Consider the following 25,369-nt stretch of genomic DNA (forward strand, 5'->3'; position numbering starts at 1 on the left):
TTTCCGATCATTTTTATTTTATAAGAAAGATTTATCTTCTTGTTCTATGCCAGCATCTTTTGAGCTTTTTTCACACCCTCTGTTAAGATGTCTATTTCTTCAAATGTATTGTATACAGCAAAACTGGCTCTTACCGTTCCTGCCACACCAAAGTATTCCATGATTGGTTGTGTACAATGGTGACCAGTTCTTACAGCAATACCCAATTTATCCAGGATCATACCTACATCTGAGGCTATACCTATTCCGGACAGATTAAAGGAAACTACACCTGCTCTATTGGCTTTTTCACCATATACTTTTAGACCTTCTATTTCCAGAAGCTTACGTTGTGCATATTCCAGCAATGCATGTTCATGTGCTGCAATATTGGTCCTTCCTACCATCTCCATAAAATCTACCGCTGTTCCCAATGCAATATTACCTGCAATATTTGGTGTTCCCGCTTCAAATCTGAAAGGAAGTCCTGCATAGGTTGTTTTCTCAAATGTACAATGATCAATCATTTCGCCACCTCCGTGGAATGGGTTTAGCTGTTCTAAAACGGCTGCCTTACCATATAAAATTCCGGTTCCTGTTGGTCCATACATTTTATGGCCTGAGAAAGCGAAGAAATCGCAGTCCATTGCCTGAACATCTATTTCAAAATGTGGTGCAGCCTGTGCACCGTCTATGAATACAAAAGCATTAGATTTTGCTCTTATTTTTCTGATGATTTCATCAATCGGATTAACAATACCTAAGGCATTGGAAACCTGATTTACAGAAACAAGTTTTGTTTTCTCAGAAAGCCATTCATCCAGAACATCAATTTGCAAAATTCCTTCTTCATTCATTGGAATTACACGAAGTTTTGCTCCCGTTCTCTGACACAATATCTGCCAAGGAACAATATTAGAATGATGCTCCAGGTAAGAAATAATGATCTCATCATCTTTTTTAATCAGATCAGTAATAGCATAGGCAACAAGGTTTATACCTTCTGTTGTACCTTTAGTAAAAAGCACTTCATAGTCATGCTCCGCATTGATAAAATGCTGTACCTTCTTACGGGCATCTTCCATCATCTCTGTAGCAACCTGACTAAGCGTATGAATACCTCTGTGAACATTTGCGTTATAATGCTCATAGTAGTTATTAATAGATTCCAGAACCATTTTAGGTTTCTGGCTGGTCGCTGCATTATCTAAGTAAACTAAATCTTTACCATTTACCTTTTCCTGAAGAATAGGAAACTGTGAACGGATTTCCTGTATATCGAACATTAATTTTAGTTTTTTTGTTCTGTTAAAGCCTTTATATAAGCATCAACTTCTGCTTTTTCGCCGGCATATTTCTGCTGAAGCTCAGATCCTTCGCCCATTCTCCCGTAATATACGAGAGCTTTGTCTGCAAAGAATTTTTTATGAAAGTCCGATACTTCCGGTAATTGTGGAAAACGCTTATGAAACAACATTTCATAATAGGCCTGCCACTCTCTTTCATTTCTGTCCTCAACAAAGTCTTTAGCTGCTCTTTGTGCTACATGAACCATCTCATGAGCGATCATATTCATCACAAGAGCTAAATCAAAGTCAAACAGGTTTCGGGGAATCATAATTTTCTGAGCCTCTCCAAATTCTCCTTCTGTCGTCAACAAAATAGAATCTGGTTCCAGTTCGTCCCGAAAACCAAATCCTGAAAAATCTTTATTCTCCAATCCAAACTGGTGTACCACAAAGTCTGCGGCCTCCAGAATCTGGTTATGCTCTTTATAAGCATTGAGATTAAAGTTTATATTCTCCAGGTTCATTGCTGTATTATATAACTACCGCTGTGCCACTGGCTGTTACCATTAGCATACCACCGTTAGGTCCAACAGTTTCATAATCTAAGTCGATTCCGATAACTGCATTAGCACCCATCTGTACCGCACGCTCCTGTAACTCTCTTAAAGCGGTGTCTTTTCCTTCGATAAGAACCTTTTCATAGGTCGTAGATCTCCCTCCGAAAAAGTCGGTTAACCCTGCCATGAAGTCTTTAAGAGCATTCGCTCCGATAATGGTTTCTCCGGTAACAATTCCTTTGTATTCTTTTACCGGATGTCCTTCGATTGTGTTGGTGGTAGTTAGTATCATCTTTATGTTAATTAGAATTCGATATCTACTTCTAACTTCTCAGCTAAAAGCTTAGAAACTTTTAACTTAAGAGGCTCAATGTCAATATTCTGCATTGCATCGTGAGCAAAGGCATATAACAATAGTGCTCTTGCTTCATTTTTAGAGATACCTCTGGCTCTCAGATAGAATAATGCCTCATCATCCAGCTGTCCTACTGTACAGCCGTGAGAACACTTCACATCATCAGCAAAGATTTCTAACTGAGGTTTGGTATCGATTGTTGCTCCTTCGCTTAACAAAACATTGTTGTTTTGCTGATAAGCATTGGTTTTTTGTGCAATTTTATCTACAAATACTTTCCCGTTGAATACACCGTGTGATTTACCATTATAAACACCTTTATAATTCTGGTAGCTTTCACAGTTAGGGAAGTTATGATGTACAGCTGTATGGTGGTCTACTAACTGATCGTTATTAATGATCGTAATCCCGTTCATAAAGCTGTTGATATTCTCTCCGTTATGAATAAAATCCAGGTTGTTTCTTACCAGCTTACCTCCGAAAGAGAAAGTATTTACAGTCGCAAGGCTGTCTTTTTCCTGTCTTGCATAGGTATTATCCACTAAATAAGAAGTATCGCTGTCATTTTGCAGTTTATGCCAGTCTGCTTTAGCATTTGGATAAACAAAAATCTCGGTTACAGAATTGGTGAAGGTAAATGTATCGTCGAAGTTATGATGACTTTCAATAACCTCAACTTTAGATCCTGCTTCAGCAATCAGTAAATTTCTTGTATTGTAGAAAGTGTTTTCTTCCTGATTTTGTGATAAATAAAATACATGAATTGGTTTTTCAATCACTGTATTTTTCGGTACATGAAGGAAAAAACCATATTTGCAGTACGCAAGGTTTAGGTCTGCAAACGGATTATCCTCATGGGTAATTGTATTGAAATACTTCTCAAAAACTTCTTTGTGTTTTTCATCATTCAACGCATAATTGAAAGATAAAAACTCTACATTTTCAATTGAAATTTTTGAAAACTCTTTGCGTAATTCTCCGTTAATGAAAACAATATAATCAAAATTCTCTTCACCAATATGTAAAGCATCTAAGTCCTTTTTAGATACATTATGCTCTTTTTTAGGGAAGAAATTATATTCCTTATTAACGATTTCCGCAAGGTTGGTATATTTATATTCTTCGTTTTTCTTTTTAGGAAATCCTATCTCCTGGAACTTAGCCAAGGCCGCTTTTCTTTTATCATCCAGAAAGCGGTGTTTTAGAGTTTCTAAAAAAGCTTCGTGTTGTTGTAAAACTTGTTCTTGTAACATTGTAATGATTTAAGTTTGAATTTGATTATGATCTTCTTACTCTCCTTCTAAGGATTAGATAAGCCAGTCATAACCTTTCTCTTCAAGCTCTAATGCTAAAGTTTTATCTCCTGTTTTTACAATCTTACCATCTGCCAAAACATGTACAAAGTCTGGCTGGATATAGTTCAGTAGTCTCTGATAGTGAGTAATAACTAAAACAGCGTTTCCTTCGTTACGGAATTTGTTTACACCATCTGCTACAATTCTCAACGCATCGATATCCAAACCTGAATCCGTTTCATCCAGAATAGCTAATTTCGGATCTAACATCATCATCTGGAAAATCTCATTTCTCTTTTTTTCTCCACCCGAGAACCCTTCATTTAAAGAACGGGAAAGGAAATCTTTTTTGATCTCCAAAAGCTCAGATTTTTCACGAATTAACGCCAACATTTCTTTTGCAGGCATTTCTTCCAAACCTTTTGCTTTTCTGGTTTCGTTCATTGCTGCTTTAATGAAGTTAGTTACCGAAACTCCAGGAATTTCTACCGGATATTGGAAAGAAAGGAAAATACCTTTGTGTGCTCTTTCTTCCGGAGCATCTTCAAGAATTTCTTCACCTTCAAAAAGAATTTCACCTTCAGTTACTTCATACTCTTCTTTCCCTGCAATAACAGAAGAAAGTGTAGACTTTCCGGCACCGTTAGGCCCCATAATAGCATGAACTTCACCTGGTTTTATTTCTAAGTTGATTCCTTTTAAAATTTCTCTTTCTTCAATTCCTGCATGAAGATTCTTTATATTTAACATGTTAAATGTGGTAAATTATTGTTGATTATTTTTTTATCCTACTGATCCTTCTAATGAGATCTCTAAAAGTTTCTGTGCCTCAATAGCAAATTCCATTGGCAGCTTATTCAGAACTTCTTTACTAAAACCATTTACAATTAATGCAATTGCTCTTTCGGTATCTATACCTCTCTGGTTACAGTAGAAAATCTGATCTTCCCCAATCTTAGAAGTTGTTGCTTCGTGCTCTAGCTGAGCAGTAGGGTCTTTAATTTCTATATAAGGAAAAGTGTGTGCTCCGCATTCGTTACCCATTAACAACGAGTCACATTGTGAGAAGTTTCTTGCTCCTTTTGCAGAAGGCATTACCTTCACCTGTCCACGGTATGAATTGTTAGACTTACCTGCAGAAATACCTTTAGAAATAATTGTCGATTTGGTATTCTTACCAATATGAATCATTTTAGTTCCGGTATCTGCATACTGATGGTTATTGGTAACTGCTATAGAATAAAACTCTCCTACAGAATAATCACCTTTCAGGATGCAAGACGGGTATTTCCATGTAACTGCAGATCCTGTTTCAACCTGCGTCCAGGAGATTTTTGCTCTTTTCTCGCAAAGACCTCTTTTTGTCACGAAGTTGAAGACCCCTCCTTTACCGCTTTCATCACCAGGATACCAGTTCTGTACAGTTGAATATTTAATCTCAGCATCGTCCATTGCGATTAGCTCTACAACGGCAGCGTGCAATTGGTTTTCATCTCTGGATGGTGCTGTACACCCTTCCAGGTAAGAAACATAACTCCCTTCATCAGCAATAAGCAAAGTTCTTTCAAACTGTCCTGTTCCTGCCTGGTTAATACGGAAATAAGTAGAAAGTTCCATTGGACATCTTACCCCTTTCGGAATATAACAGAAACTACCGTCAGAGAATACTGCAGAATTAAGTGCAGCATAGAAGTTATCTCCTCTTGGTACAACTTTACCAATATATTGTTTTACTAAATCCGGGTGATTTTTAATCGCTTCGGAAATAGAGCAGAATATAATTCCTTTTTCAGCAAGTGTTTCCTGGAATGTAGTTTTTACCGAAACGGAATCCATTACGATATCTACAGCAACACCCGATAGACGTTTTTGTTCATCAATTGAAATACCTAGCTTTTCAAAAGTTTTCAGTAATTCCGGATCTACTTCATCAAGACTTGCCAATTCCGGTTTAACTTTTGGTGCAGCATAATAACGAATAGCCTGAAAATTAGGTTTTTCATACTTAATATTTGCCCAATCCGGTTCTTCCATTTTCAACCAGATACGGTAAGATTCCAGTCTCCATTCCGTCATCCATTCTGGCTCTTCTTTTTTTGCCGAAATAGCACGAATAATATCTTCATTCAGCCCAATCGGGAAATCTTCGTAATCGATCTTTGTTTCCCAACCGAATTCATATTTTTTATTCTCGAGGTCAACCCTTAGGTCGTCTTCTGTGTATTTACTCATTATTTATTTTGTTTTGGAAATTATGGACAAAAAAGTCCTAATCTCCGATGTCTCCTGTATTTTTTATAAATTTATAAACTAAAGCTTTCTCCACATCCACATGTTCTTGATGCATTTGGATTATTGAAGATAAAGCCTTTACCATTAAGTCCTCCGGAATATTCTAAAGTTGTCCCTACCAGATAAAGAAATGACTTTTTGTCTACGATAATTTTGATCCCGTTGTCTTCAAAAACCTGGTCAATATCGTGTTTTTCTTTATCAAAATTCAGAACATACTCCAATCCAGAGCATCCACCACTCTTCACTCCAACACGGATATAATCTTGTGTTGGATCAAAGCCATCCTCAGTCATTAACTGAACAGCTTTTAATTTTGCCTGATCGGATACTTTTATCATTATTTCAATAATTTAGAATAAATTTAGATTGCAAAATTAAGACAAATAATACCAAATTCAAATCCGTCCATCATATATTTATCTATAACAAGAATAGATAGCTTTAACTTTTTATAGGATACATCATCAAACCGGCATAAATTCTTTCTTAAAATGAAAAAGATATTTTTATTATGCCTTGCTCTCATAACGGTTTCTTTATCGGCACAATCCCGTCGGTTTGTATATGAAGTAGCCATGAATCCTGATTCTACACAGCTTGTTCCTATGATTAAGGAACGAACATTATTGCAAGTAGAGAAGGACAAGTCTTATTTCTTAAGTGAAAACAAGCTTCGACGAGATTCCCTACTCAGTACTTTAGCCCCGGAATTAAAATCAGAAAATAGGAAAGACAAAAACAAAGCTCAGCCTTGGCCTGTTGCACACACTAATTACAATTACATTATTGAGAAAGATTATAATCCCGAGAAAATTGTTTTTGCGGAAAACATTGGTCCACAGGCCTCTGCATACACTGAAGACCGACCGATGAGATGGACATTAACAGAGGATACAGATAACATTGCTGGTTATAAAGTTTTTAAAGCAACATGCAATTTTGGAGGAAGGAAATGGATTGCATGGTATACAAAAGATATTCAGATTTCCGATGGCCCATACAAATTCAAGGGACTCCCAGGTCTTATAATAAAAGTTCAGGATGATAAAGGAGACTATATTTACACCCTCCTCACAGAAGAAAAAATAAACAATAGTTTTCCTCTAAACATAAAAGAGGATACAAAAATGTTATCCCGGTTAGATTTTGAACGTCAGCAAATCATTTTTGAGAGTAAGCCCCAGGATGAAAAACAAAAACTCTTTGCTGATTCTGGCTTCTCTGGAAAAAGGAGCGGTAATTTTCGCGGTAATGGAGGCCGTGGTGGTGGCGGTGGAATGAAAGGCTTCGGCGGCGGCGGACAAGGAAGAATGCGGGGTATGCAGGAGGGTTCTCCAAACAGGGAAATGCCTCAAGATTCAGGTACAATGAGCTCTTATGAAAAGAACTTCAATGCTTTCAAACATAAAAACCCAACAGCACAAAATCCTATTGAAATTGGTTTGTAAATTTTTAATAGATTTAACATCATATTTATCACCATGTTAAAACTATTACTATGAAAACCTTACAATTATTCATTTTTTGTATTAGTACACTTTATTTCACACAAAACATCCGGTTTGTTTATCAGGTTCAGATGAAAACAGATTCAACCAAACGGGATCAGGTAAAATCTGAACTTGCTAATCTGGATATAGACAAAACAAATTCTGTGTTTTATGCTGCAAAAGCCATTCTACGGGATTCCATAATGGAAGCAAATGAAAAAAGTCGAATAGGTTACTTAACCGAAGAGCAGGCTAAGATGATGATATCGAATATTGGTTATCGAATCAATAAAAATTATAGGAAACAGGACATATCTTTTATTTCGGCAGTTGCCGGAGACAACTTTATATATAATGAGTTGAAACCCTTTAATTGGAAAATAACCACAGAAACAAAAAAGATTGGTGCTTATAATACCCAAAAAGCTCAGACACAATATGCCGGGAGAATATGGTATGCATGGTTTACTACCGAAATTCCTTTTCAGGATGGGCCTTATAAATTTTGCGGCCTGCCTGGGCTTATTGTAAAAGCGGAAGATTCGAAAGGAGATTACCAGTTCGAACTCATAGAAACCAGAAAAATCTCTGATTTATATGAATCATCTACTTTATGGAAAAAGCCGATTAAAGTAAAAAAAGAAGAATTTCTTAAAGCATACAAAAGATTCAATGCGAATCCTATTGCTTTTCGTCCGCCACCACCAGTAAGCGTCAATGAAACGTCACATAAATTAGATTCAGACTCTGATACCAATGCCGACAAAAAATACAGAGATGAAGTAACCAAAAGAGCAAACAGTTTCAATAACCCTATTGAGCTTTATTAAATATTTTTTCGTTGTCATTTTTAACATTATATCTTTTTTACAATCCAAAAAGACAGAAATAATTACAATGAAAGTATTCAAACTATTACCAATATTTATTGTTTCTCTTGCATTTTCGCAGAGTACAAGGTTTGTATATCAGGTAAGCATGAAGCCTGATGCTACAAATAAAGGGGACATTAAAACAGAACAGGCCAATCTGGATGTAACACCACAAGGATCTATATTCTACAGTGCCAAAACAATACAGAGAGATTCTATAATGGATCGTATGCGCCAGACAAGAAATTTTGACCGTACTCAGATGCAGGACCTGCGCTCTGCTATTAATTACATTATTGAAAAGGATTATCCAAAACAAAGTATAACTCTTAAAAACAGAATTGGCAGAGATCAGTATTCTTATTCTGAAACTCAACCTTTCCAGTGGAAAATACTAAATGAAACTGCTAAAATCGGGGAGTACAACACCCAGAAAGCAGAAACACAATATGGAGGAAGAACATGGTATGCATGGTTTACAACAGAAGTTCCATTTCAGGACGGACCTTATAAATTTAGTGGATTGCCAGGTCTTATTGTAAAAGCTGAAGACAGCAATGAAGATTATTCTTTTGACCTTATGCAGACTAAAAAAATTGCAGAGCCATATGCTATTCAAAACAGAGGCGGCCAAGTAATAACGGTAAAAAAAGCTGATTACCTGAAAATGGAAAAAAGATTCCAGGACGATCCCGGGTCTTTCTTTACCAATAATTCAGGTGGTGGAGGTGGAAACGGCCGAAGAATGAATATGGATCCTCAGCGGATGAAACAAATGCAGGACCGTTTTAAAGAAAAACAGAAAAAGAACAATAATCCTATTGAACTAAATTAAAAAAGAGCGCCTACCGGCGCTCTTTTTAGTTATTTGCTAAACTTGATTTTTCCATGTTTAGGTTCTCAACAGGAGTTTTCAACCACTGTGAAGAAGCAAGATAGTTCTGATCTGGATAATAAATAAACAGTATGTTTTTTTCTTTTATTGCATCAATAAGAGAAGCAGCTATATCCCTTGGCACAGCCGGACAGCCCCAGCTTCTTCCTATGCGCTTGTGCTGTATTGCAAATGCTTCGTTAACATAATCTGCACCATGCATTACGATTGCTCTTTTATACGCAGCATCATTATAGCCTGCATCTAATCCTTCTAATTTCAGAGAATATCCATTATCGCCTTCATAGGTGTTTTCGGTTGTGTAAAAACCTAAGCTGCTCTGATGTGAACTTTCTCTGTTTGAAAACTTTTCTGCAAACTCTTCTCCGGTACCTTTTCCATGTGCCACTAAAGAGTTGAAAATAATTTTCTTCTCTTTTACGTCAATTACCCATAATCTTTTCAGATTGGACGACAGACTAAAATCGCAGATTGTTAAAAGGTTACTGTTTTCAGGCACTTTTCCTGCCTTTTTAAGATTTACATATCCAAGATACGCTTTTTCGAAAACTGTTTCTGATAATTTGTTGAAGCCGGTAAAGTCAATTGCCTCGTACAATATTGAGGAGGAAGAGACAGCTTCATGTTTTGTTTCTGTTTTTTTTACTGTCACAGCAACGTCTTTCTTTACCAAAGATCTTGATTCCTCAAAATTGGTATCGTTGACAAAAAAAGAGGTTGACACAACATAAACAGAAATTAATGAAATGATTAATTTCTTCATGTAATACTATTTAAGATGTCTTTTTTGAAAATTGCTTCGGCAAAATTAGAACAAATTCAATATCAACACCTTAAATAGACACAAGTTTAACTTTATTTAAGAAACTTTAACGCTGAGATTCACTATCCGGAACAAAATCCAGACTAACAGAATTCATACAATAGCGTACTCCTGTAGGCTCCGGTCCATCATTAAAAACATGACCCAAATGAGAGTCACATCTGCCACAAACAACCTCTATTCTTTCCATTCCGTGGGAGGAATCTCTTTTATACTTCACAGCATCTTTTTCAGATTGAAAGAAGCTAGGCCATCCGCAAGTACTTGCAAATTTTGAAGATGAGCGAAAAAGATGATTTCCACATACAGCACAGTAATATTCTCCTAGTTCATCTGTTTCATTATATTTCCCGGTAAAAGGACGCTCTGTCGCCGCCTCTCTGGCAACCGCATAAAGATCCGGAGACAATATCTTTTTCCACTCCTCATTGGAAACATTTAGTTTCGTTTTATCTGTTCTGGAGTAGTATGGATTGTTTTTTGATGTTTCTGTATTCATAGAATTGGTTTTAACAGGCACTTTCATTTCTGAGCATTGTAATAATAAACTCAGAATGCATAGATTAAAAATAAGGTGCCAGGTTTTCATATTTCAAATTTACTAAATTTGTTCAGATGACAGAATCACAAAAAAGAAAACAACTCTTTAAGTACAAAGCTCTGGCTACCGGATTATTTCTTCTGATGGCCTGTATCTTTATAACAACAACCGTACTACAGAAGCAATATACCTCTCATTGGATCGGTTATATACATGCATTTTCCGAAGCAGCCATGGTGGGTGCTCTTGCAGACTGGTTTGCCGTTACGGCACTATTTCATTATCCTATGGGTATAAAAATACCACATACCAATCTAATTGAAAACAGTAAACAGAAAATTGGAGATAACCTGGGTAATTTTGTAGTCGAAAATTTTGCTTCTGCGGAAAATATCCGTCCATATATAGAAAAAATAAAGGTAACCGGTTTTCTAAGTGAATGGCTTTTAAAAGAAAAGAATCAGGAAGTACTGGTTAAAGAAATTGCTGTTTTACTGAAAAATGCCATCTCCCAGTTTCAGGATCCGGATATCATCGGCTTTATTGCCGGAAAAATAAAAGAGGCTGGAGAAAATTTAAAGATCAATCATATCCTTTCTAATGGTATTTTCTATCTTTTGGAGAAAGGTGAACAGCAGGCAATTATAACCTTTCTGTCCTCAAAAATTAAGAATTACATCCTTGAAAATGACGAATTGATACGCGACAAAGTGCACCAGAACAGTTATTCGCTGGTTCCAAAATTTGTTGATAATAAGATAGCAAACAAGATCACGACAGGACTGGCCAGTTTTTTTGAAGATATAGAAAACAACCCTGATCATAAGGTAAGAAATAAAATTTCAGACAGTATCTATCAATTTGCAAACGAAATAAAAACCTCTGATCGATGGGAAAGCGAACTGAGCAAAATAAAAGCATCTATCCTGAATGAGGATAAATTAAATGATTACGCTACAGATATATGGCTTTCTTTGAAGAAAACATTGATGTCCGAGCTGGACAATGATCATTCAGCGCTAAAACAATATGCTCAGAAAAACATACGCCAGTTTGCAGAGGACCTGAACCAAAATGAATCACAGCAAAACAAAATAGATCAGTGGATCCGTTTTAACGCCTACAGACTCATTCTAAAAAATACAGGAAAGGTTTCAGAACTTATCAGTACTACTGTTGGCAACTGGGAAGGCAAGGAACTCAGTCGGAAATTAGAACTAGAAGTGGGTAAAGACCTTCAGTTTATCAGGATCAACGGAACCATAGTCGGCGGATTAGTTGGGCTTATTATATATACCCTTGCCGCTTTTATTTAACCATTAATCGACAAAAACAATCATTGAATTTATTTCAATAATTTATATGAATAATTATCCAACAATTCAATTTCACTGTTTAGCTTTAAAAATTAGATAATAAAACTAACATAATACTAGTTTTACCATAAATATATTTAAGCTTTTTCAATTCAAATTTTAACGTCATAACTGTAAAAAGTAAAAAGATTCATACTTACAATAAATAAATAGATTAACTTTTTTCTTATTTAACAAATCATTAAATTTTATTCCTACATTCGTTAACATTGTGTTAATATAAAATTGACACAAGAAGTTATTAGTCCAAATTATAAAATTTAAGTTAGTATGAAAAAACGATCCATTATGATGGTTCTTTTAGCATCCTCTATTGGCCTATACGCCCAGGAAGGAAAAGCTAAAGATTCTACAAAAACAGCCAATATCCAAGAGGTTGTTATTACTTCTCTGGGTATTAAAAGACAGGCCAGATCACTGACCTACTCAGCCCAACAGATAGGAGGAGATGATCTTACTGAAGTTAAAACTCCAAACTTACTCAACTCCATCAACGGAAAAGTCTCCAATGTTCAGATTAATAAAACAAATGGAGGTGTTGGAGGTTCTGTAAGAATAGTAATGCGTGGTGATAAATCAACCAGAAATAGTCAGCCTTTATTTGTTATAGACGGTATTCCGATTGTAAACAATACGGGAGGTCCAAATGTAGATTATTATGCCGGCATGCCTGATACCGGAGATATAATGAGTACTATAAACCCTGAAGATATTCAGAGTATCAACTTTTTAAAAGGAGCTTCCGCTGCGGCTCTGTACGGGGCACAAGGGAGTAATGGTGCTATTCTGATCACAACAAAAAAGGGTGCTGCAGGTAAATCCGCAATATCATTCACTTCAAGTCTTACATTTGATCAGGTCTATTCTTTACCAAAATTTCAAAACTCTTATCTCCAAACTATTCCTTATAACCCCCAAACCGGAGATACCGGATCTGCTGAAAGCTGGGGAGCAAAGGGATCTTCCAAAGATTACAGCAAAAAATTCTTCGATACCGGAACAACCTGGACCAATAGTTTAACCTTTACTTCAGGAAATGAAAAGTCTACTAATTTCTTTTCAATCGGAAATACAACAAACAAAGGAGTTATACCAACCTCAACTTTCGAACAGTATAATGCAAGCTTTAGAAATTCAAGTAAATTTCTCGATGACAAGCTAACTTTAGATGCTAATTTAATGGGATCTTTACAGGATTCCAAAAACAGATTAACACCCGGATCATATTTTTCCCCTATTGCCAATTTATATTGGTTACCAAGAGGGGTAGATCTTGATAGCTTCCGTGATAATTACTCGTATTTCAACAAAGAACGCTATCTACCTGCACAGAACTGGTGGGCTATAAAGCCTGATGGTTCATTTTCTGTTGAATCTCAAAACCCTTACTGGATTCTTAATAAAAATCCGGTTACAACAAAAAATAAAAACTTCTACGGATCTGCTGCTTTAAGCTATGCCATTAATGACTGGTTAACCGCCAAGATAAGAGGAAATTACAACTGGTACCAATCTGATTCCGAACGTGACGTCTCTGTTTATTCTCTTCCGGTGGTATTAGGAGGTAATAATAATGGTAAAATATATAAAAATACCATTGAACGAACTACTAAATACGGGGATTTCATTCTATTAGGTAGCCCTCACATCAGTGATAATATAAGTTTTGATTTTACTGTCGGGGCAAGTATTTCCGATATAAAAATCTCTACAACTAATCTCGAAAATAACATGTTTGCCAAGGCCAATGTTTTTGCGCTAAACAATTTAATATGGCCCGGACAAAATGGAAGCGGGCTAAACTATACAATATATAATACAAGAAGACAGGACCAATCTGTTTTTGCCAGTACAACTTTGGGTTACAAAAAATTAGTTTATGCTGATTTTACGTTCCGTAATGACTGGTCTTCTACATTAGCAGGCACAGGTAATAATGGCTTCGATTATGAATCTGTAGGTTTAAATGCTATCCTTTCGGATATATTTAAACTACCTGCTGCAATTAATTTCTGGAAAGTCCGTGGTTCTTATGCAACAGTAGGAAATGCCCTGGATCCCACATCTACAATGCCACAATACCTGTTCAATGCAGGAGCCATTGTCGGGACATTTAGCTCATCACCTGTAACGAATCCTGAATTTAGAGAACTCTTTCCTAAACCAGAACTCAACAGAACCTATGAATTTGGTACGGAGTTCAGACTCCTTAAGAATCGTTTAAGTATTGATTTCACCTATTACAATTCAAACGTTTCTAATCAGTATCTAGTTGGTGTAGATGCAGTTGCTAACTTTGGCGCTGCTACCGGAAAAGTAGATATCAATGCAGGAAAAATTCAGAATACCGGATTTGAATCATCTGTTTCATACGACATTTTTAAAGGTTCTTCTTTTGGCTGGACAGCAACATTTAATGCTTCTGCCAATAAAAATAAGATCAAAGAGCTACTGCCTACAAAATATTACCCAAATACAGCAATACCTTTTTCACTTGTAGGAGGAGGATACAACAAACTGGTATTAGGAGGTTCGTTTGGAGACATCTACGGATTCGGCTTCAAAAGAGATAACCAGGGAAGAATACTGGTAGACAAGGATGGTGTTCCACTAAGAACAGATACTAATCTAAACTATCTGGGCAATCCTAATCCAAAGTTTATTTTAGGATTAAACAACTCTTTTAGCATTGGCAGGCTAAAAGTTGACTTCCTTATCGATGGCAAGTTTGGAGGTAAAGTATTAGGTATTACCCAGGCTACATTAGATGGCAATGGCGTAAGTAAAGCATCTGGCGATGCACGTGATGCCGGTGGTGTCACAATTCCTAACGCTGCCTATGAAAACGGTACTGCCTATACCGGAAAAACCGATGCTGCTAAATACTATACAGCTGTTGGTGGCAGATCTCCTATAGATGAGGCATATGTTTACAATGCTACTACTATAAGACTGAGACAAGCTTCATTAGCTTATACCTTCAAAACGAATACAAAGTATCTTAGAGACGCTACTGTTAGTGTGATTGGTACTAATCTATTCTTCTTTTACAAAAAAGCACCTTTCGATCCGGAACAGGTATCTGGTGTTAATCCGGGAGGCGTTGGTATAGACATGCTTGGAATGCCAATTACAAGATCTATTGGTTTTTCTGTAAAACTTAACTTCTAAATTTGAGAAACAATGAAAAAATTAAAATATAAAGCAATATCCCTGGGTGCCATGGCATTACTTACCGTAGGCAGCTGTACAAGGGATTTTAATGAATATAATTCGCAATATTCACAGGGATTAGGCGACGAACAGCTAAAAGCTGATTTTGTACTACTGGTAAGCCCTTTCAGAGAAATGCAACGAAATTTAGTTCCGTTTACCGATTGGATTTATCAACGACAAACCAATCTAAGCTCGGATATGTTTAGCGGCTTCTTTAGCACCCCTACTCCTTTTGGAGGTGGCAGAAATAATACAACTTATTTCATGGTAGAAGACTGGAACGAAAGAATTATGATGGTACAGTTAGAAGATACTTTCGGGCAAACGAAAAGCTTTAAAAGAGTTGCTGGTGACTTATACAAAGGCGTAGACTTTTCGCACTCTCTTGCTATTCTTAATATTATGAAAGTAATCTCTGCATTAAAAGTATCAGATGCACACGGACCTGTAATTTATAGTAAATTTGAGTTTCCAAACCCAGATGGCTCTACTGATTTCGATTCGCAACAGCAGGCCTATATGTTTTTCCTCAATGACCTTTCTCAATCAATTCAGACGCTTCAGTCGACAATATCTACAGAGGACAAATCAGTAATCACTAAGTCAGATCTTATGTTTGGCGGAAATGTACAAAAATGGGCAAAACTTGCCAACTCCATAAAGTTGAGAATCGCTATGAGAATGAGCTATGCTGATGCTGCAAATTCTAAAAAATATGCTGAAGAAGCCCTAAGTTCACCAGTAGGTTTTATAGACTCGAATGATTCTAATGCTCTGGTCAATTACGGAGGAGCCTCTCCTTTAACTAATATTGCATATACATGGGGAGATTGTAAAATCGGAGCACCACTGATGGCCTATATGAACGGATTTAAAGATCCACGAATATCCGCTTATGCTCTTCCTGCGACGGATAATGCTGTCAGCGGACAATATATAGGTATCCGTCAGGGAGTTGATTTGGGTGGTAGTAAAGATCGTTATGGCAACTTCTCTACACCTACAGCCGCCGCTCCAGGGGGAGATTATTTTTCCGGATCCAACGGAAAAGCGAAAATCTTCACAGCTGCTGAGGCATGGTTTTTAAAAGCTGAGGCTGCCATTAGGGGTTATGCTGGTGCTGGTGATGCTAAAACTAATTATGAAAAAGGAATTCAGACTTCTTTTGAGGAGTGGGGGAAAAATACAGGCTTTTCAGATTATATTAAAGACAAAACATCTACAGAGGCAGCTTATGTAGATCCGAAAAATACAACTAATAATATACCTTCTGGCGATCCTATGCTTAGTACCATTACCATTCAATGGAGTGATGGTGACAGTTTTGAGAAAAAATTAGAGCGTGTTATTACCCAAAAGTGGATCGCGCTTTATCCAGACGGTCCAGAAGCATGGGCTGAACAGAGAAGAACCGGCTATCCGTTGTTATTTCAGAATAGAATCAACGATAGCCAGGGAGCCATTAGTACAACAGCCTTTATCCGGAGAATACCTATTCCTAATAAGTATCGTAATAACAATCCTGTTGGCTACCAAAAGGCAGCAGCTACTTTAGGAGGTCCTGATACCGGAGGGACTAAACTATGGTGGGATAAGAAATAATCTTACAAAGAAAGGACGGGAATATTCCCGTCCTTTCTTTTATTATTCCTTATTAATTTTTAATACGGACAGATTTCTTCCCAACAGCTTAACGGACCATATCCAAAATTGCCATGAACTTTGGTATAATTACTAAAACATTGTGCATACGAAGAGTAATTAGCACTAAAGTTACATGATCCAGCACTAGATCGACATGTGCTATTTACATCCGCACATGTAGTCTGGGTACCACCACCACTGATATTTTTCAATTCTGTTCTTGTTAAAGGATTTCTTTTCATGTTTTTCAGATTTTTCATAGTAAATATTTTTATTGGTTAGTTTACCGAATATACAACTTTTTCATTATCAGAAATCTATCATCTAAAAAAAGCTTTATCATTCGTAAGTAAAATATCCGTCAATGAAAAGATTCCGAGCATTTCCTCTTTTTTCACCTGTAAATATTCCTTTTTATAACTGAATATGAACAGTATCCTTTCCAAAACAGCAATCCCTTTATCATAATTTTTTATCTTTGGAAAAAATTAATAAAATGGTTAGAAACTTCCTTTCTATTGCCCTTATGCTGGTTTTCGGACTGGGATTGGCTCAAAAAGGGCCTTACTATCAGCAAAAGGCAAAGTATAAGATGGATATTGATGTAGATGCTACTAAGTTCACTTACCTTGGAAAACAAAGCATTCAGTATACCAACAATTCACCTGACGAATTAAAAGTTATTTATATGCATCTTTATTGGAATGCCTTCAAATCTGGCTCTATGATGGATGAAAGAGTAAGGAATCAGGGTAAAAATTCTGATAAAAGATTACAAAAAGATGGCATATCACGCTTAGCATCAATTCCTGCAGATCAGGAAGGACGCCAAAATATTCACTGGATTAAACAAAATGGAAAGGATCTAAAATTTGAAATACAGGAAACTGTAATGAAAGTTATCCTTAATGAGCCTTTAAAGCCTAACAGTACTACCTCTTTATCTATGGAATGGGATGCTAATATCCCAATGCAAATCCGTAGAGCCGGCCGTAATAATAGCGAAGGCGTGGATATGACTATGACACAGTGGTATCCTAAAATTTCTGAATATGATTATGATGGCTGGGCAGCTTTCGACTATATCGGAAGAGAGTTCCACGCTCCGTTTTCAGACTTTGACGTTACAATAAAAATAGATAAAAACTACGTATTAGGTGCCGGAGGAACTCTGGAGAATCCTACAGAAGTAAAAGGTTATACTGCAGCATCAAATGTAAAAGCAGATCAGGATGGTAAGGCAACATGGAAATGGACAGCTAAAAATATTCTGGATTTTGCATGGGCAGCGGACAGAGATTATTCTGTTGATGAATTCACTGTATTAGGCGGGCCAAAAGTTTATTTTGTCTATCAGAAATCAGAAAAAACAAAATACTGGGAAGAGGCGAAGCCTTATGTAACCAAGTATTTCCAGATAATGAATGCACAGTTCGGACAATATGCCTGGCCTTCTTATTCCTTTATACAAGGAGGAGACGGAGGAATGGAATACGGAATGTGTACCATGATCTTAGGAGAAGCGAAATCGGTAAAAGATTTATGTGGCCTTATGTTCCACGAAGGATCCCACTCCTGGTACCAGCAGATGCTGGCAACCAATGAAAGTGTGAGACCTTGGATGGACGAAGGATTTACAAGCTATGCAGAGGCTTATGTGAGCAACCAGCTTTTCCCACCTGCTAAACCGCAAGCTAATCCTTTTGTCTCCAGCATCAATAATTACATAAAATTTGTGAAAACTGGAAAAGAAGAACCTGCTTCATGGTTAGGAGACCACCACGATGATGGAACAGCATATACTTTTGCTTCTTATGTAAAGGGCGAGTTATTCCTTGTAGAATTAGGCTACATTATGGGAGAGCAGAACCTTTCAAAAACGATGAAGAAATACTATGATGATTGGAGTATGAAGCATCCTACAGACAGAGATTTCATACACATCGCACAAAAGATTTCCGGAATGGATTTGAAGTGGTTCCAGAACTATTGGATCAATACTACAAAAACCATTGATTATGGCATTAAAAGTGTAAAATACGGAGATACTTCCACAACAATTACATTAACAAATAACGGAACCCTTCCGATGCCTATAGACTTCAATGTCTTAACTAAGGATAAAAAGGTATTAACATACCATATCCCGCTTAATATGATGCGTACTGCCAAAACTACAGATATCTACGGTCCAATTACCCTAATGCCTTTCTGGAACTGGACAATGAAAGACTATGAACTGACTATTCCATACAGTAAAGCTCAGCTTCAGGCTATCGGAATCGATTTCAGTCAGCGTTTAGCAGATGTTAACCCTGCTGATAATATTATCGAGGTAAAATAGTTTTATGAAATCAATAGTCATCAATATCGGAAATACCAATATCCGTTTCGGTTTGTTTAACGGGGACAGTTGTGAGATTTCCTGGGTAATCAATACAAAACCATACCGTACAAGCGATGAACTCTTTATTCAGTTCCTTACGCTTTATCAGTATAATAAAATTGATATTGGTAATATTGAGAAAATCATCATTGGTTCTGTTGTGCCTCAACTTACCTATGATATTTCCAGAGCTGTACACAAGATCCATAATATGAAACCTATTCTGGTAGACCGCAGTACTCCTTCTGGGGTACAAGCCAAGTCTAAACAGATGGGTACAGATATCTATGCAAATCTTGTAGCGGCACACAATCTTTATCCAGACAGAAAAAAGATTATTCTGGATTTCGGAACCGCACTTACGGCGAGCTGCGTTGCCGAAACAGGTGAAACATTGGGCGTTATTATTGCTCCCGGTATTATTACCTCACTTAATTCATTGATTAATCAGACGGCCCAGCTGCCTGAAATTGAATTAAAGAAACCAAAATCTGTATTGGGATTAGATACGGTAACCTGTATGCAAAGCGGAATGGTTTACGGCTTCCTTGGGATGGTAGAAGGCTTTGTAGACAGAATCAATAACGAAGTGAATGACGACTGCTTTGTAATTGCAACAGGCGGAGTATCCCATGTATATAAGCCTCTGACAGAAAAAATTCATGTTGCAGACAGGCTCCACACCCTTAAAGGGCTTTACTACTTAGGTAAAGATTTATAAAATGGAAGCTCCTCTAAAAATAGAAACAGAACATCTGATTCTTTCTCCTTTGAAAGAATCAGATATTCCGTTGATTACAGAGTATTTACAGGAAAAAATTATTTCTGACAATACTTCTAATATACCTTATCCATATTCCGAATCAGACGCCCGAATCTGGATAAAAATGTCAGACGATGCCCTGACAGCTAAAACCGGCTACACTTTTGCCATACGTGAAAAAGAAGGGAAAATAATTGGTGCCATTGGCCTACACGACAGAGGTGATGATAAGGCTGAATTAGGCTACTGGATTGCTGTTCCTTTCTGGAACAAAGGCTATGCTACAGAAGCAGCATCCGCAATTTTGAATTTCGGAATTAAAGAGTTAAAGTTCCATAAGATTTATGCAACACACTTTATTCATAATCCGGCTTCAGGAAAAATTATGGGAAAAATTGGTATGCAGAAAGAAGCTGTTTTAAAACATCATATAAAAAAAGAAGGGCAGTACTTAGACATCCAAATGTACTCTATTATCATCTAACGTTTCGATTTGAAAAAATCTTTGATGAGTGCCGAGCATTCATTTTCCAGAATTCCGGAGACTATTTCTGTTTTAGGATGAAGTGACAATCCTTTATTGATAAATCCTCTCTTTTCATCCCTCGCTCCTATCACTATTTTTGAAAGTTGTGACCACGCCAGTGCTCCGGCACACATTACACATGGCTCTAAGGTAACGTACATTGTACAGTCTATAAGATATTTCCCTCCCAACATATTCGCGGCAGCCGTTATCGCCTGCATTTCTGCATGAGCAGTTACATCATTCAGTAATTCTGTAAGATTATGTGCTCTGGCAATGATCCTGTCATTATAGACCACGATACAGCCTACCGGTACTTCATCCTTTTCCAACGCTGCCTGTGCCTCCTGAAAGGCCATTTTCATAAAGTATTCGTCTGTAAACATCTAGTCAAATTTCATAGTAATCGGAAAGGTAAATCTGGACCGGACCGCTACACCATGCAGTGTTCCCGGGATAAATTTATCCGGTACAAGATACATACATATTTCTGCCTGTCTGTTGAAGACAATGTTATCCCCCTCTGACTTCACCTGAGCAATGCTTCCGTCCCTCTCAACAACAAAGGTAACAACGCTTTTCAGCACAGCATTACGATCTACATCAGCATCAAAATAAAAAGAACTGTTTACAATTTCTCTCAGCTTATCGATTCCGCCCGGATACTCAGCTGCGTGATCAGGATTTTTCTCTACAATTACCTCTTTTTTCTGGGGAACTACCTTGTTCAGCTTTGCCAGCTGTTCAAGGTTTTTAGTCTTGATTAAAACACCAAGATAAGCCTGATTGCGCACACTATCCAGCTTCTTGATAAAGAAACCGTATTCACTTTCCAGTTTTATTTTTTCTTCGAAATTTCGAACCAGTCCCAGTCTCCGTTTAAACTCTTCGTTAACTTTTAACTGATGCTGATCATAAAAATTCTTGACCTCTCTGAACTCTTCAGTTTGTTGTGAAAAACAGAAAACAGAAAACAATAAAAAGCAAAAACAATATAGAGATCTTTTCATAACCAACGTTCCTCGAAATATAGTATCAAATATAGTCAAATAGTCTGTAAAGCGCAGCATCTTAAAGCACTCTTAGACACAAATCATGAAGCTTATACAATTTGTAACTATTCTAAATTAATGAAATCTAATGAAAGTCATTTCACCGTTTATACATATCAATTCTTTTTAACAATTAATAGCTTAAATTTGCACCCTGATATAATGGCAGCCAAATTGAATACATATCAAACCTCACAATTTACGGTTCTCAGTATTAGTTTCGAGAAAGCCGATGCTGTTACCAGAGGGAGATTTGCCTTTTTCGACGATCATATTAAAAGTTTTGTTAATCATATTCACGATCGCGAAATGGGTGACGCTTTTGTCGTTTCCACATGTAATAGAACCGAAATTTATACCACAACACATAATTATATGTTTGTGGCTCAGTTATTTTGTGAAACCGTTGGTGTACAATTAATGGATTTCATGCAGTTTGTAACTGTAAAAAAAGGAACTGACGCTCTGGATCATCTTTTCAGAGTTGCTGCCGGTCTGGAAAGTCAGATTATCGGAGATTTTGAGATTATTTCTCAGATTAAAAATGCCTACAACCGTTTCAAAGAATATAAACTACATTCCAATGCATATCTGGAAAGAGCAATTAACTCTTCAATTCAGATATCAAAAAGAATAAAGAATGAAACCGGGATCAGCAATGGAGCAGCTTCTGTTTCTTATGCTGCGGTTCATTATATTCTGAAAACTCAGAAACAACTTCCTGAGAAAAACATCTTATTATTGGGTGTTGGTGAGATTGGGCAAAATACAATTGAAAATCTTGTAAAGCATATTTACAAGCCAAAAGTAAAAATCGCAAACAGAACTGCCGAAAAAGCAGAGAAGATTGCCGAAAAATATCATATTCCTCATATCAATTTCGAGGACTTCCCTAAGGAACTGGAACAAACCGATATTCTTATCGTTGCAACAGGTGCAAGTAAGCCTATCCTGTATCCTGAGAATATGCCTAAAAAGGACATTCTGGTTATAGATCTTTCTATTCCGAATAACGTAGACAAAACAGTTGCCGATGTTGACGGAGTAGAGCTTATCGATGTAGATGCTCTTTCTGTTCAGATTCAGGAGACGATGGAACAACGTAAGAAAGAAATTCCTAAAGCAGAAATCATCATCAGAGAAATGTCTAAGGATTTTATAGAGTGGGAGAAAAAAAGAAAGATGGCACCACATATCCATGTCTTCAAAAATAACCTGAAAAAAATTGAACAAAATGAAATTCATAAGGTTGCCCGGAAGAATGGTGAAGTAGATGAGGAAGATTTACATCTGACACGCAAAATGATTCAGAAAATAACCAATCGTTTTGCTAAATACATCATAGAAAATCCACACCGTTCGGAAGAAGTAACAAAGCTTCTGGATGATATCCTAAACCTTCAACCAAAGGAAGACAGTTATGAAGACCATTAAAATCGGTACACGAAACAGCCCGTTAGCTATGTGGCAAGCAGAGAGAGTAGCTTCTCAGCTTCAGACTCTGGGGCACAAAACAGAACTTGTTCCGGTTGTCTCTACAGGAGATAAAAACTTACAACAGCCTTTATATGCACTGGGAATAACAGGTGTTTTCACAAAAGATCTGGATATTGCTTTGCTCAATAAAGAAATAGATATTGCAGTACATTCACTAAAGGACGTTCCCACAGCTCTTCCTACTGGAGTTATTATCTCTGCTGTACTGGAAAGAGATTTTCCTGAAGATGTATTGATCAGAAATCCAAAAGCAAAAGATAAGGACATATCAGAATTATCGGTTGCTACCAGCAGCCTGAGAAGAAAAGCTTTCTGGCTAAATCAATATCCAAAGACTCACTTTTCAGATATCCGCGGAAATGTACAAACACGTCTAAAAAAACTGGAAGATGGGCTTGCAGATGCTACCCTGCTTTCTTTGGCGGGCATAAAAAGAATGGAAATGGATATTGAATACGAATATTTACCATTTCTGCTTCAGGCACCATCACAAGGAGTCGTTTGTTGTGCATCTTTAGCTGAAAATGAAGAATTAACTTCAATATTAGCTCAGATTAACCACGAAGAAACCAATAAGTGTACTAAGATCGAAAGAGATTTCCTTAGACATCTGGAAGGCGGATGTACAGCACCAATTGGTGCACGTGCAACAATTTCCGGAAACAGCATTACATTTGAAGGAAGAATTGCCTCTTTGGACGGCTCTAAAGAAATTGATCTGAAAGAAATTGCCGAGTGGAAAGATGATCTTGGAGTACGTTTTGCACAGCAGGTTTTGGACAATGGTGGAAAAGCCATTATGGAAGAGATAAAAACCCAGCTATAAGAGATGGCTGTCCGTATTCTTTTCACAAAGGAATTGTCTAAAGAATACATCCAACAACAATTGGGTGATTATTTCGATCCCTCATTTCTTCCTGTTATCGGAATCCGTTATATTGAAGATCAAATTGATATCGAAGATTATCACCATTTTATTTTCACAAGTATTCAGGGAGTAAAAGCTGTTAAAGAAAAAATTATCTTCCCTGAAAATTCAAAATTCTATACTGTAGGCGAAAAATCCCGACAAGCTTTAGAAAAAATGGGATTTTCTGTGGAAATTGTAGCCAAAAATGCATTGGAACTCTCTGATAAAATTCAGGAGTTAAATCCCATAAAAATAATGCATTTTTGCAGTTCGAAAGCTTTATCTACATTAAAGAATCAATTGTCCAAAGCTGGTTTTGATTTTGCCGAAAAGATAGTTTATGAAACCATACCTTTGTATCCAGAGAGGAATACCCCGACAGATGCTATTGTATTTTTCAGTCCTTCCGGTGTAGAAAGCTTTATGAAAAACAATACTGTAAAAAATAAAAGATTATTTGCCATTGGCGAAACAACGGCTAACTATCTAAAATCTTTTACTGACAACGAAATTATAAAAAGTGAACAAGAAAGCCTCGAAGATTTGCTTCAGGTAATAAAAGATACTTATAGAAATGATTAAGAACGACTTATACTTAAGAGCCCTAAAAGGTGAAACTGTTGAAAGACCTCCGGTATGGATGATGAGACAAGCAGGAAGATATCTTCCTGAGTTTATTGCTCTTCGCGATAAATATGATTTCTTCACCCGCTGCCAGACTCCTGAGCTGGCTGCTGAAATTACAGTACAGCCTATCAGAAGATTTCCGTTGGATGCAGCAATCCTTTTCTCTGATATCTTAGTTGTTCCTCAGGCAATGGGTATCGATTTCAAAATGAAAGAGAATGTTGGCCCTTGGCTGGACAATCCTATACGCACAAAAGAAGCTGTAGAACAAATTGTAGTTCCAGATGTAGATGATACATTATCTTATGTTTTCGATGCTATTACCTTAACATTGGAACATCTTGATAATGAAATTCCATTAATTGGTTTTGCCGGCAGCCCATGGACAATCCTATGCTATTGCGTAGAGGGTAAAGGAAGTAAGGCTTTTGATATTGCTAAATCTTTCTGCTTCCAACAGCCAGAAGCAGCACACCAACTTTTACAGAAAATAACGGATACTACAATTGCTTACCTGAAAAGAAAAGTAGAAAAAGGAGTTTCTGCAGTACAGGTCTTCGACTCTTGGGGAGGAATGCTTTCACCTGCAGATTATCAGGAATTTTCATGGAAGTATATCAATCAGATCGTGGAAGCTTTAAGTCCACTAACTGAAGTTGTTGTATTTGCTAAAGGATGTTGGTATGCATTGGAAGACATGGCTAAATCTAAAGCTTCAGCTCTTGGTGTGGACTGGACAGTAACCCCTGAAATTGCAAGAAAGTTAACCGGCGGAAATATTACACTTCAGGGTAATTTTGATCCGGCAAGATTACATTCTTCACCAGAAACGATTCGCAAAATGGTTCATGAGATGATTGACCGTTTCGGAAAAGATAAGTACATCGCTAATCTTGGGCACGGAATTCTTCCTAATATCCCGGTGGAAAATGCTGAAGCCTTCATCAGAGCTGTTGTAGAATATAAAGCATAGCATTAATA

At 37.0% G+C, this 25,369-nt stretch carries 25 protein-coding genes; 13 read left to right on the forward strand and 12 right to left on the reverse strand.

Translation table 11 applies throughout. The features are described 5' to 3' along the window. Nucleotides 1-44: 44 nt before the first annotated feature. From ATE49_RS16425 to ATE49_RS16455, 7 genes are all read right to left on the reverse strand, one after another. Nucleotides 45-1,265: an aminotransferase class V-fold PLP-dependent enzyme gene (locus ATE49_RS16425; protein WP_065082980.1), complete on the reverse strand. Its 1,221-nt coding sequence runs from the start codon at nucleotides 1,263-1,265 to the stop codon at nucleotides 45-47. A gap of 5 nt (nucleotides 1,266-1,270) precedes the next feature. Continuing rightward, a complete protein-coding gene (locus ATE49_RS16430; RefSeq protein ID WP_065082981.1) occupies nucleotides 1,271-1,792 on the reverse strand; it encodes a hypothetical protein in 522 nt (173 codons plus the stop codon). A gap of 7 nt (nucleotides 1,793-1,799) precedes the next feature. Continuing rightward, entirely contained in the window at nucleotides 1,800-2,117 is a 318-nt protein-coding gene (locus tag ATE49_RS16435) for a YbjQ family protein (RefSeq protein WP_059325747.1), read from the reverse strand. 11 nt (nucleotides 2,118-2,128) lie between these two features. Continuing rightward, nucleotides 2,129-3,433, reverse strand: a complete 1,305-nt coding sequence (gene sufD, locus ATE49_RS16440) for a Fe-S cluster assembly protein SufD (RefSeq protein ID WP_065082982.1) — start codon at nucleotides 3,431-3,433, stop codon at nucleotides 2,129-2,131. A 54-nt stretch (nucleotides 3,434-3,487) separates the two neighbouring features. Continuing rightward, a complete protein-coding gene (sufC, locus tag ATE49_RS16445) occupies nucleotides 3,488-4,225 on the reverse strand; it encodes a Fe-S cluster assembly ATPase SufC (protein ID WP_065082983.1) in 738 nt (245 codons plus the stop codon). 33 nt (nucleotides 4,226-4,258) lie between these two features. Continuing rightward, nucleotides 4,259-5,707, reverse strand: a complete 1,449-nt coding sequence (sufB, locus tag ATE49_RS16450) for a Fe-S cluster assembly protein SufB (protein ID WP_059345760.1) — start codon at nucleotides 5,705-5,707, stop codon at nucleotides 4,259-4,261. 71 nt (nucleotides 5,708-5,778) lie between these two features. Beyond that, a complete protein-coding gene (locus ATE49_RS16455) occupies nucleotides 5,779-6,108 on the reverse strand; it encodes a HesB/IscA family protein (RefSeq protein ID WP_009086664.1) in 330 nt (109 codons plus the stop codon). 153 nt (nucleotides 6,109-6,261) lie between these two features. Here ATE49_RS16455 and ATE49_RS16465 point away from each other — a divergent pair, with 153 nt between their 5' ends. From ATE49_RS16465 to ATE49_RS16475, 3 genes are all read left to right on the forward strand, one after another. Beyond that, entirely contained in the window at nucleotides 6,262-7,218 is a 957-nt protein-coding gene (locus ATE49_RS16465) for a GLPGLI family protein (protein ID WP_081278497.1), read from the forward strand. 50 nt (nucleotides 7,219-7,268) lie between these two features. Then, nucleotides 7,269-8,090: a GLPGLI family protein gene (locus ATE49_RS16470; protein WP_065082986.1), complete on the forward strand. Its 822-nt coding sequence runs from the start codon at nucleotides 7,269-7,271 to the stop codon at nucleotides 8,088-8,090. A 67-nt stretch (nucleotides 8,091-8,157) separates the two neighbouring features. Beyond that, nucleotides 8,158-8,967 (forward strand): GLPGLI family protein, encoded by an 810-nt coding sequence (locus ATE49_RS16475; protein ID WP_065082987.1) that lies wholly within the window; start codon nucleotides 8,158-8,160, stop codon nucleotides 8,965-8,967. A gap of 25 nt (nucleotides 8,968-8,992) precedes the next feature. On the opposite strand, the gene ATE49_RS16480 is transcribed toward ATE49_RS16475, so the two are convergent. Further along, nucleotides 8,993-9,790: a murein L,D-transpeptidase catalytic domain family protein gene (locus ATE49_RS16480; protein WP_065082988.1), complete on the reverse strand. Its 798-nt coding sequence runs from the start codon at nucleotides 9,788-9,790 to the stop codon at nucleotides 8,993-8,995. 106 nt (nucleotides 9,791-9,896) lie between these two features. Then, nucleotides 9,897-10,439 carry a peptide-methionine (R)-S-oxide reductase MsrB gene (gene msrB / locus ATE49_RS16485; RefSeq protein WP_065082989.1) on the reverse strand — a complete coding sequence of 181 codons (543 nt, stop codon included), beginning with the start codon at nucleotides 10,437-10,439 and terminating at the stop codon, nucleotides 9,897-9,899. Nucleotides 10,440-10,465: 26 nt separating this feature from the next. Between msrB and ATE49_RS16490 the strand changes: the two genes are divergently transcribed. From ATE49_RS16490 to ATE49_RS16500, 3 genes are all read left to right on the forward strand, one after another. Continuing rightward, nucleotides 10,466-11,707 (forward strand): DUF445 domain-containing protein, encoded by a 1,242-nt coding sequence (locus ATE49_RS16490; protein ID WP_065082990.1) that lies wholly within the window; start codon nucleotides 10,466-10,468, stop codon nucleotides 11,705-11,707. Between the two features lie 330 nt (nucleotides 11,708-12,037). Beyond that, entirely contained in the window at nucleotides 12,038-14,938 is a 2,901-nt protein-coding gene (locus tag ATE49_RS16495; RefSeq protein ID WP_260233952.1) for a SusC/RagA family TonB-linked outer membrane protein, read from the forward strand. A 12-nt stretch (nucleotides 14,939-14,950) separates the two neighbouring features. After that, nucleotides 14,951-16,585, forward strand: a complete 1,635-nt coding sequence (locus ATE49_RS16500; protein ID WP_065082992.1) for a SusD/RagB family nutrient-binding outer membrane lipoprotein — start codon at nucleotides 14,951-14,953, stop codon at nucleotides 16,583-16,585. Nucleotides 16,586-16,644: 59 nt separating this feature from the next. Here the strand turns inward: ATE49_RS16500 and ATE49_RS20075 are convergent, their stop codons facing one another. Beyond that, the gene (locus ATE49_RS20075; protein ID WP_233174410.1) at nucleotides 16,645-16,887 is read right to left on the reverse strand and encodes a hypothetical protein; all 243 of its coding nucleotides are present in this window, start codon (nucleotides 16,885-16,887) and stop codon (nucleotides 16,645-16,647) included. A gap of 236 nt (nucleotides 16,888-17,123) precedes the next feature. Between ATE49_RS20075 and ATE49_RS16505 the strand changes: the two genes are divergently transcribed. Genes ATE49_RS16505 through ATE49_RS16515 form a run of 3 tightly spaced genes read left to right on the forward strand, consistent with a single transcriptional unit; the run spans nucleotide 17,124 to nucleotide 20,260 of the window. Next, nucleotides 17,124-18,971: a M1 family metallopeptidase gene (locus tag ATE49_RS16505; protein ID WP_065083194.1), complete on the forward strand. Its 1,848-nt coding sequence runs from the start codon at nucleotides 17,124-17,126 to the stop codon at nucleotides 18,969-18,971. 4 nt (nucleotides 18,972-18,975) lie between these two features. Then, nucleotides 18,976-19,734 carry a type III pantothenate kinase gene (locus ATE49_RS16510; RefSeq protein WP_065082993.1) on the forward strand — a complete coding sequence of 253 codons (759 nt, stop codon included), beginning with the start codon at nucleotides 18,976-18,978 and terminating at the stop codon, nucleotides 19,732-19,734. A gap of 1 nt (nucleotide 19,735) precedes the next feature. Next, entirely contained in the window at nucleotides 19,736-20,260 is a 525-nt protein-coding gene (locus ATE49_RS16515) for a GNAT family N-acetyltransferase (RefSeq protein ID WP_065082994.1), read from the forward strand. Here the strand turns inward: ATE49_RS16515 and ATE49_RS16520 are convergent. Both ATE49_RS16520 and ATE49_RS16525 read right to left on the reverse strand, forming a co-directional pair. Next, nucleotides 20,257-20,688, reverse strand: a complete 432-nt coding sequence (locus ATE49_RS16520; protein ID WP_065082995.1) for a nucleoside deaminase — start codon at nucleotides 20,686-20,688, stop codon at nucleotides 20,257-20,259. The genes ATE49_RS16515 and ATE49_RS16520 overlap by 4 nt on opposite strands. Further along, nucleotides 20,689-21,312, reverse strand: coding sequence for an energy transducer TonB (locus ATE49_RS16525; RefSeq protein ID WP_065083195.1), 624 nt, complete (start codon nucleotides 21,310-21,312; stop codon nucleotides 20,689-20,691). A 204-nt stretch (nucleotides 21,313-21,516) separates the two neighbouring features. On the opposite strand from ATE49_RS16525, the gene hemA reads away from it, so the two are divergent. From hemA to hemE, 4 genes are read left to right on the forward strand one after another with little or no spacing between them, the layout of a single operon-like run. Further along, a complete protein-coding gene (gene hemA / locus ATE49_RS16530) occupies nucleotides 21,517-22,788 on the forward strand; it encodes a glutamyl-tRNA reductase (RefSeq protein WP_059345771.1) in 1,272 nt (423 codons plus the stop codon). Beyond that, the gene (gene hemC, locus ATE49_RS16535; RefSeq protein ID WP_059156099.1) at nucleotides 22,775-23,677 is read left to right on the forward strand and encodes a hydroxymethylbilane synthase; all 903 of its coding nucleotides are present in this window, start codon (nucleotides 22,775-22,777) and stop codon (nucleotides 23,675-23,677) included. Before hemA ends, hemC begins: the two co-directional genes overlap by 14 nt. 3 nt (nucleotides 23,678-23,680) lie before the next feature. Continuing rightward, nucleotides 23,681-24,343 carry a uroporphyrinogen-III synthase gene (locus ATE49_RS16540; protein WP_065082996.1) on the forward strand — a complete coding sequence of 221 codons (663 nt, stop codon included), beginning with the start codon at nucleotides 23,681-23,683 and terminating at the stop codon, nucleotides 24,341-24,343. Then, nucleotides 24,336-25,361 carry a uroporphyrinogen decarboxylase gene (gene hemE, locus ATE49_RS16545; protein ID WP_059156101.1) on the forward strand — a complete coding sequence of 342 codons (1,026 nt, stop codon included), beginning with the start codon at nucleotides 24,336-24,338 and terminating at the stop codon, nucleotides 25,359-25,361. The genes ATE49_RS16540 and hemE overlap by 8 nt, the downstream gene beginning before the upstream one ends. The last annotated feature ends 8 nt before the right edge of the window (nucleotides 25,362-25,369 follow it).

It is taken from the genome of Elizabethkingia miricola (assembly GCF_001675285.1).
Classification (GTDB): domain Bacteria; phylum Bacteroidota; class Bacteroidia; order Flavobacteriales; family Weeksellaceae; genus Elizabethkingia; species Elizabethkingia miricola.

Bases quoted from the DNA above. Each gene is read 5' to 3' on its own strand.
- sufD (WP_065082982.1), bottom strand. From the start codon at position 3,433: ATGTTACAAGAACAAGTTTTACAACAACACGAAGCTTTTTTAGAAACT.
- ATE49_RS16470 (WP_065082986.1), top strand. From the start codon at position 7,269: ATGAAAACCTTACAATTATTCATTTTTTGTATTAGTACACTTTATTTC.
- ATE49_RS16495 (WP_260233952.1), top strand. From the start codon at position 12,038: ATGAAAAAACGATCCATTATGATGGTTCTTTTAGCATCCTCTATTGGC.
- ATE49_RS16515 (WP_065082994.1), top strand. From the start codon at position 19,736: ATGGAAGCTCCTCTAAAAATAGAAACAGAACATCTGATTCTTTCTCCT.
- ATE49_RS16430 (WP_065082981.1), bottom strand. From the start codon at position 1,792: ATGAACCTGGAGAATATAAACTTTAATCTCAATGCTTATAAAGAGCAT.
- sufB (WP_059345760.1), bottom strand. From the start codon at position 5,707: ATGAGTAAATACACAGAAGACGACCTAAGGGTTGACCTCGAGAATAAA.
- hemE (WP_059156101.1), top strand. From the start codon at position 24,336: ATGATTAAGAACGACTTATACTTAAGAGCCCTAAAAGGTGAAACTGTT.
- ATE49_RS16455 (WP_009086664.1), bottom strand. From the start codon at position 6,108: ATGATAAAAGTATCCGATCAGGCAAAATTAAAAGCTGTTCAGTTAATG.
- ATE49_RS16510 (WP_065082993.1), top strand. From the start codon at position 18,976: ATGAAATCAATAGTCATCAATATCGGAAATACCAATATCCGTTTCGGT.
- ATE49_RS16500 (WP_065082992.1), top strand. From the start codon at position 14,951: ATGAAAAAATTAAAATATAAAGCAATATCCCTGGGTGCCATGGCATTA.
- ATE49_RS16475 (WP_065082987.1), top strand. From the start codon at position 8,158: ATGAAAGTATTCAAACTATTACCAATATTTATTGTTTCTCTTGCATTT.
- ATE49_RS16435 (WP_059325747.1), bottom strand. From the start codon at position 2,117: ATGATACTAACTACCACCAACACAATCGAAGGACATCCGGTAAAAGAA.
- hemC (WP_059156099.1), top strand. From the start codon at position 22,775: ATGAAGACCATTAAAATCGGTACACGAAACAGCCCGTTAGCTATGTGG.
- ATE49_RS16505 (WP_065083194.1), top strand. From the start codon at position 17,124: ATGGTTAGAAACTTCCTTTCTATTGCCCTTATGCTGGTTTTCGGACTG.
- sufC (WP_065082983.1), bottom strand. From the start codon at position 4,225: ATGTTAAATATAAAGAATCTTCATGCAGGAATTGAAGAAAGAGAAATT.
- ATE49_RS16480 (WP_065082988.1), bottom strand. From the start codon at position 9,790: ATGAAGAAATTAATCATTTCATTAATTTCTGTTTATGTTGTGTCAACC.
- ATE49_RS16520 (WP_065082995.1), bottom strand. From the start codon at position 20,688: ATGTTTACAGACGAATACTTTATGAAAATGGCCTTTCAGGAGGCACAG.
- msrB (WP_065082989.1), bottom strand. From the start codon at position 10,439: ATGAAAACCTGGCACCTTATTTTTAATCTATGCATTCTGAGTTTATTA.
- ATE49_RS20075 (WP_233174410.1), bottom strand. From the start codon at position 16,887: ATGAAAAATCTGAAAAACATGAAAAGAAATCCTTTAACAAGAACAGAA.
- ATE49_RS16465 (WP_081278497.1), top strand. From the start codon at position 6,262: ATGAAAAAGATATTTTTATTATGCCTTGCTCTCATAACGGTTTCTTTA.
- ATE49_RS16525 (WP_065083195.1), bottom strand. From the start codon at position 21,312: ATGAAAAGATCTCTATATTGTTTTTGCTTTTTATTGTTTTCTGTTTTC.
- hemA (WP_059345771.1), top strand. From the start codon at position 21,517: ATGGCAGCCAAATTGAATACATATCAAACCTCACAATTTACGGTTCTC.
- ATE49_RS16490 (WP_065082990.1), top strand. From the start codon at position 10,466: ATGACAGAATCACAAAAAAGAAAACAACTCTTTAAGTACAAAGCTCTG.
- ATE49_RS16540 (WP_065082996.1), top strand. From the start codon at position 23,681: ATGGCTGTCCGTATTCTTTTCACAAAGGAATTGTCTAAAGAATACATC.
- ATE49_RS16425 (WP_065082980.1), bottom strand. From the start codon at position 1,265: ATGTTCGATATACAGGAAATCCGTTCACAGTTTCCTATTCTTCAGGAA.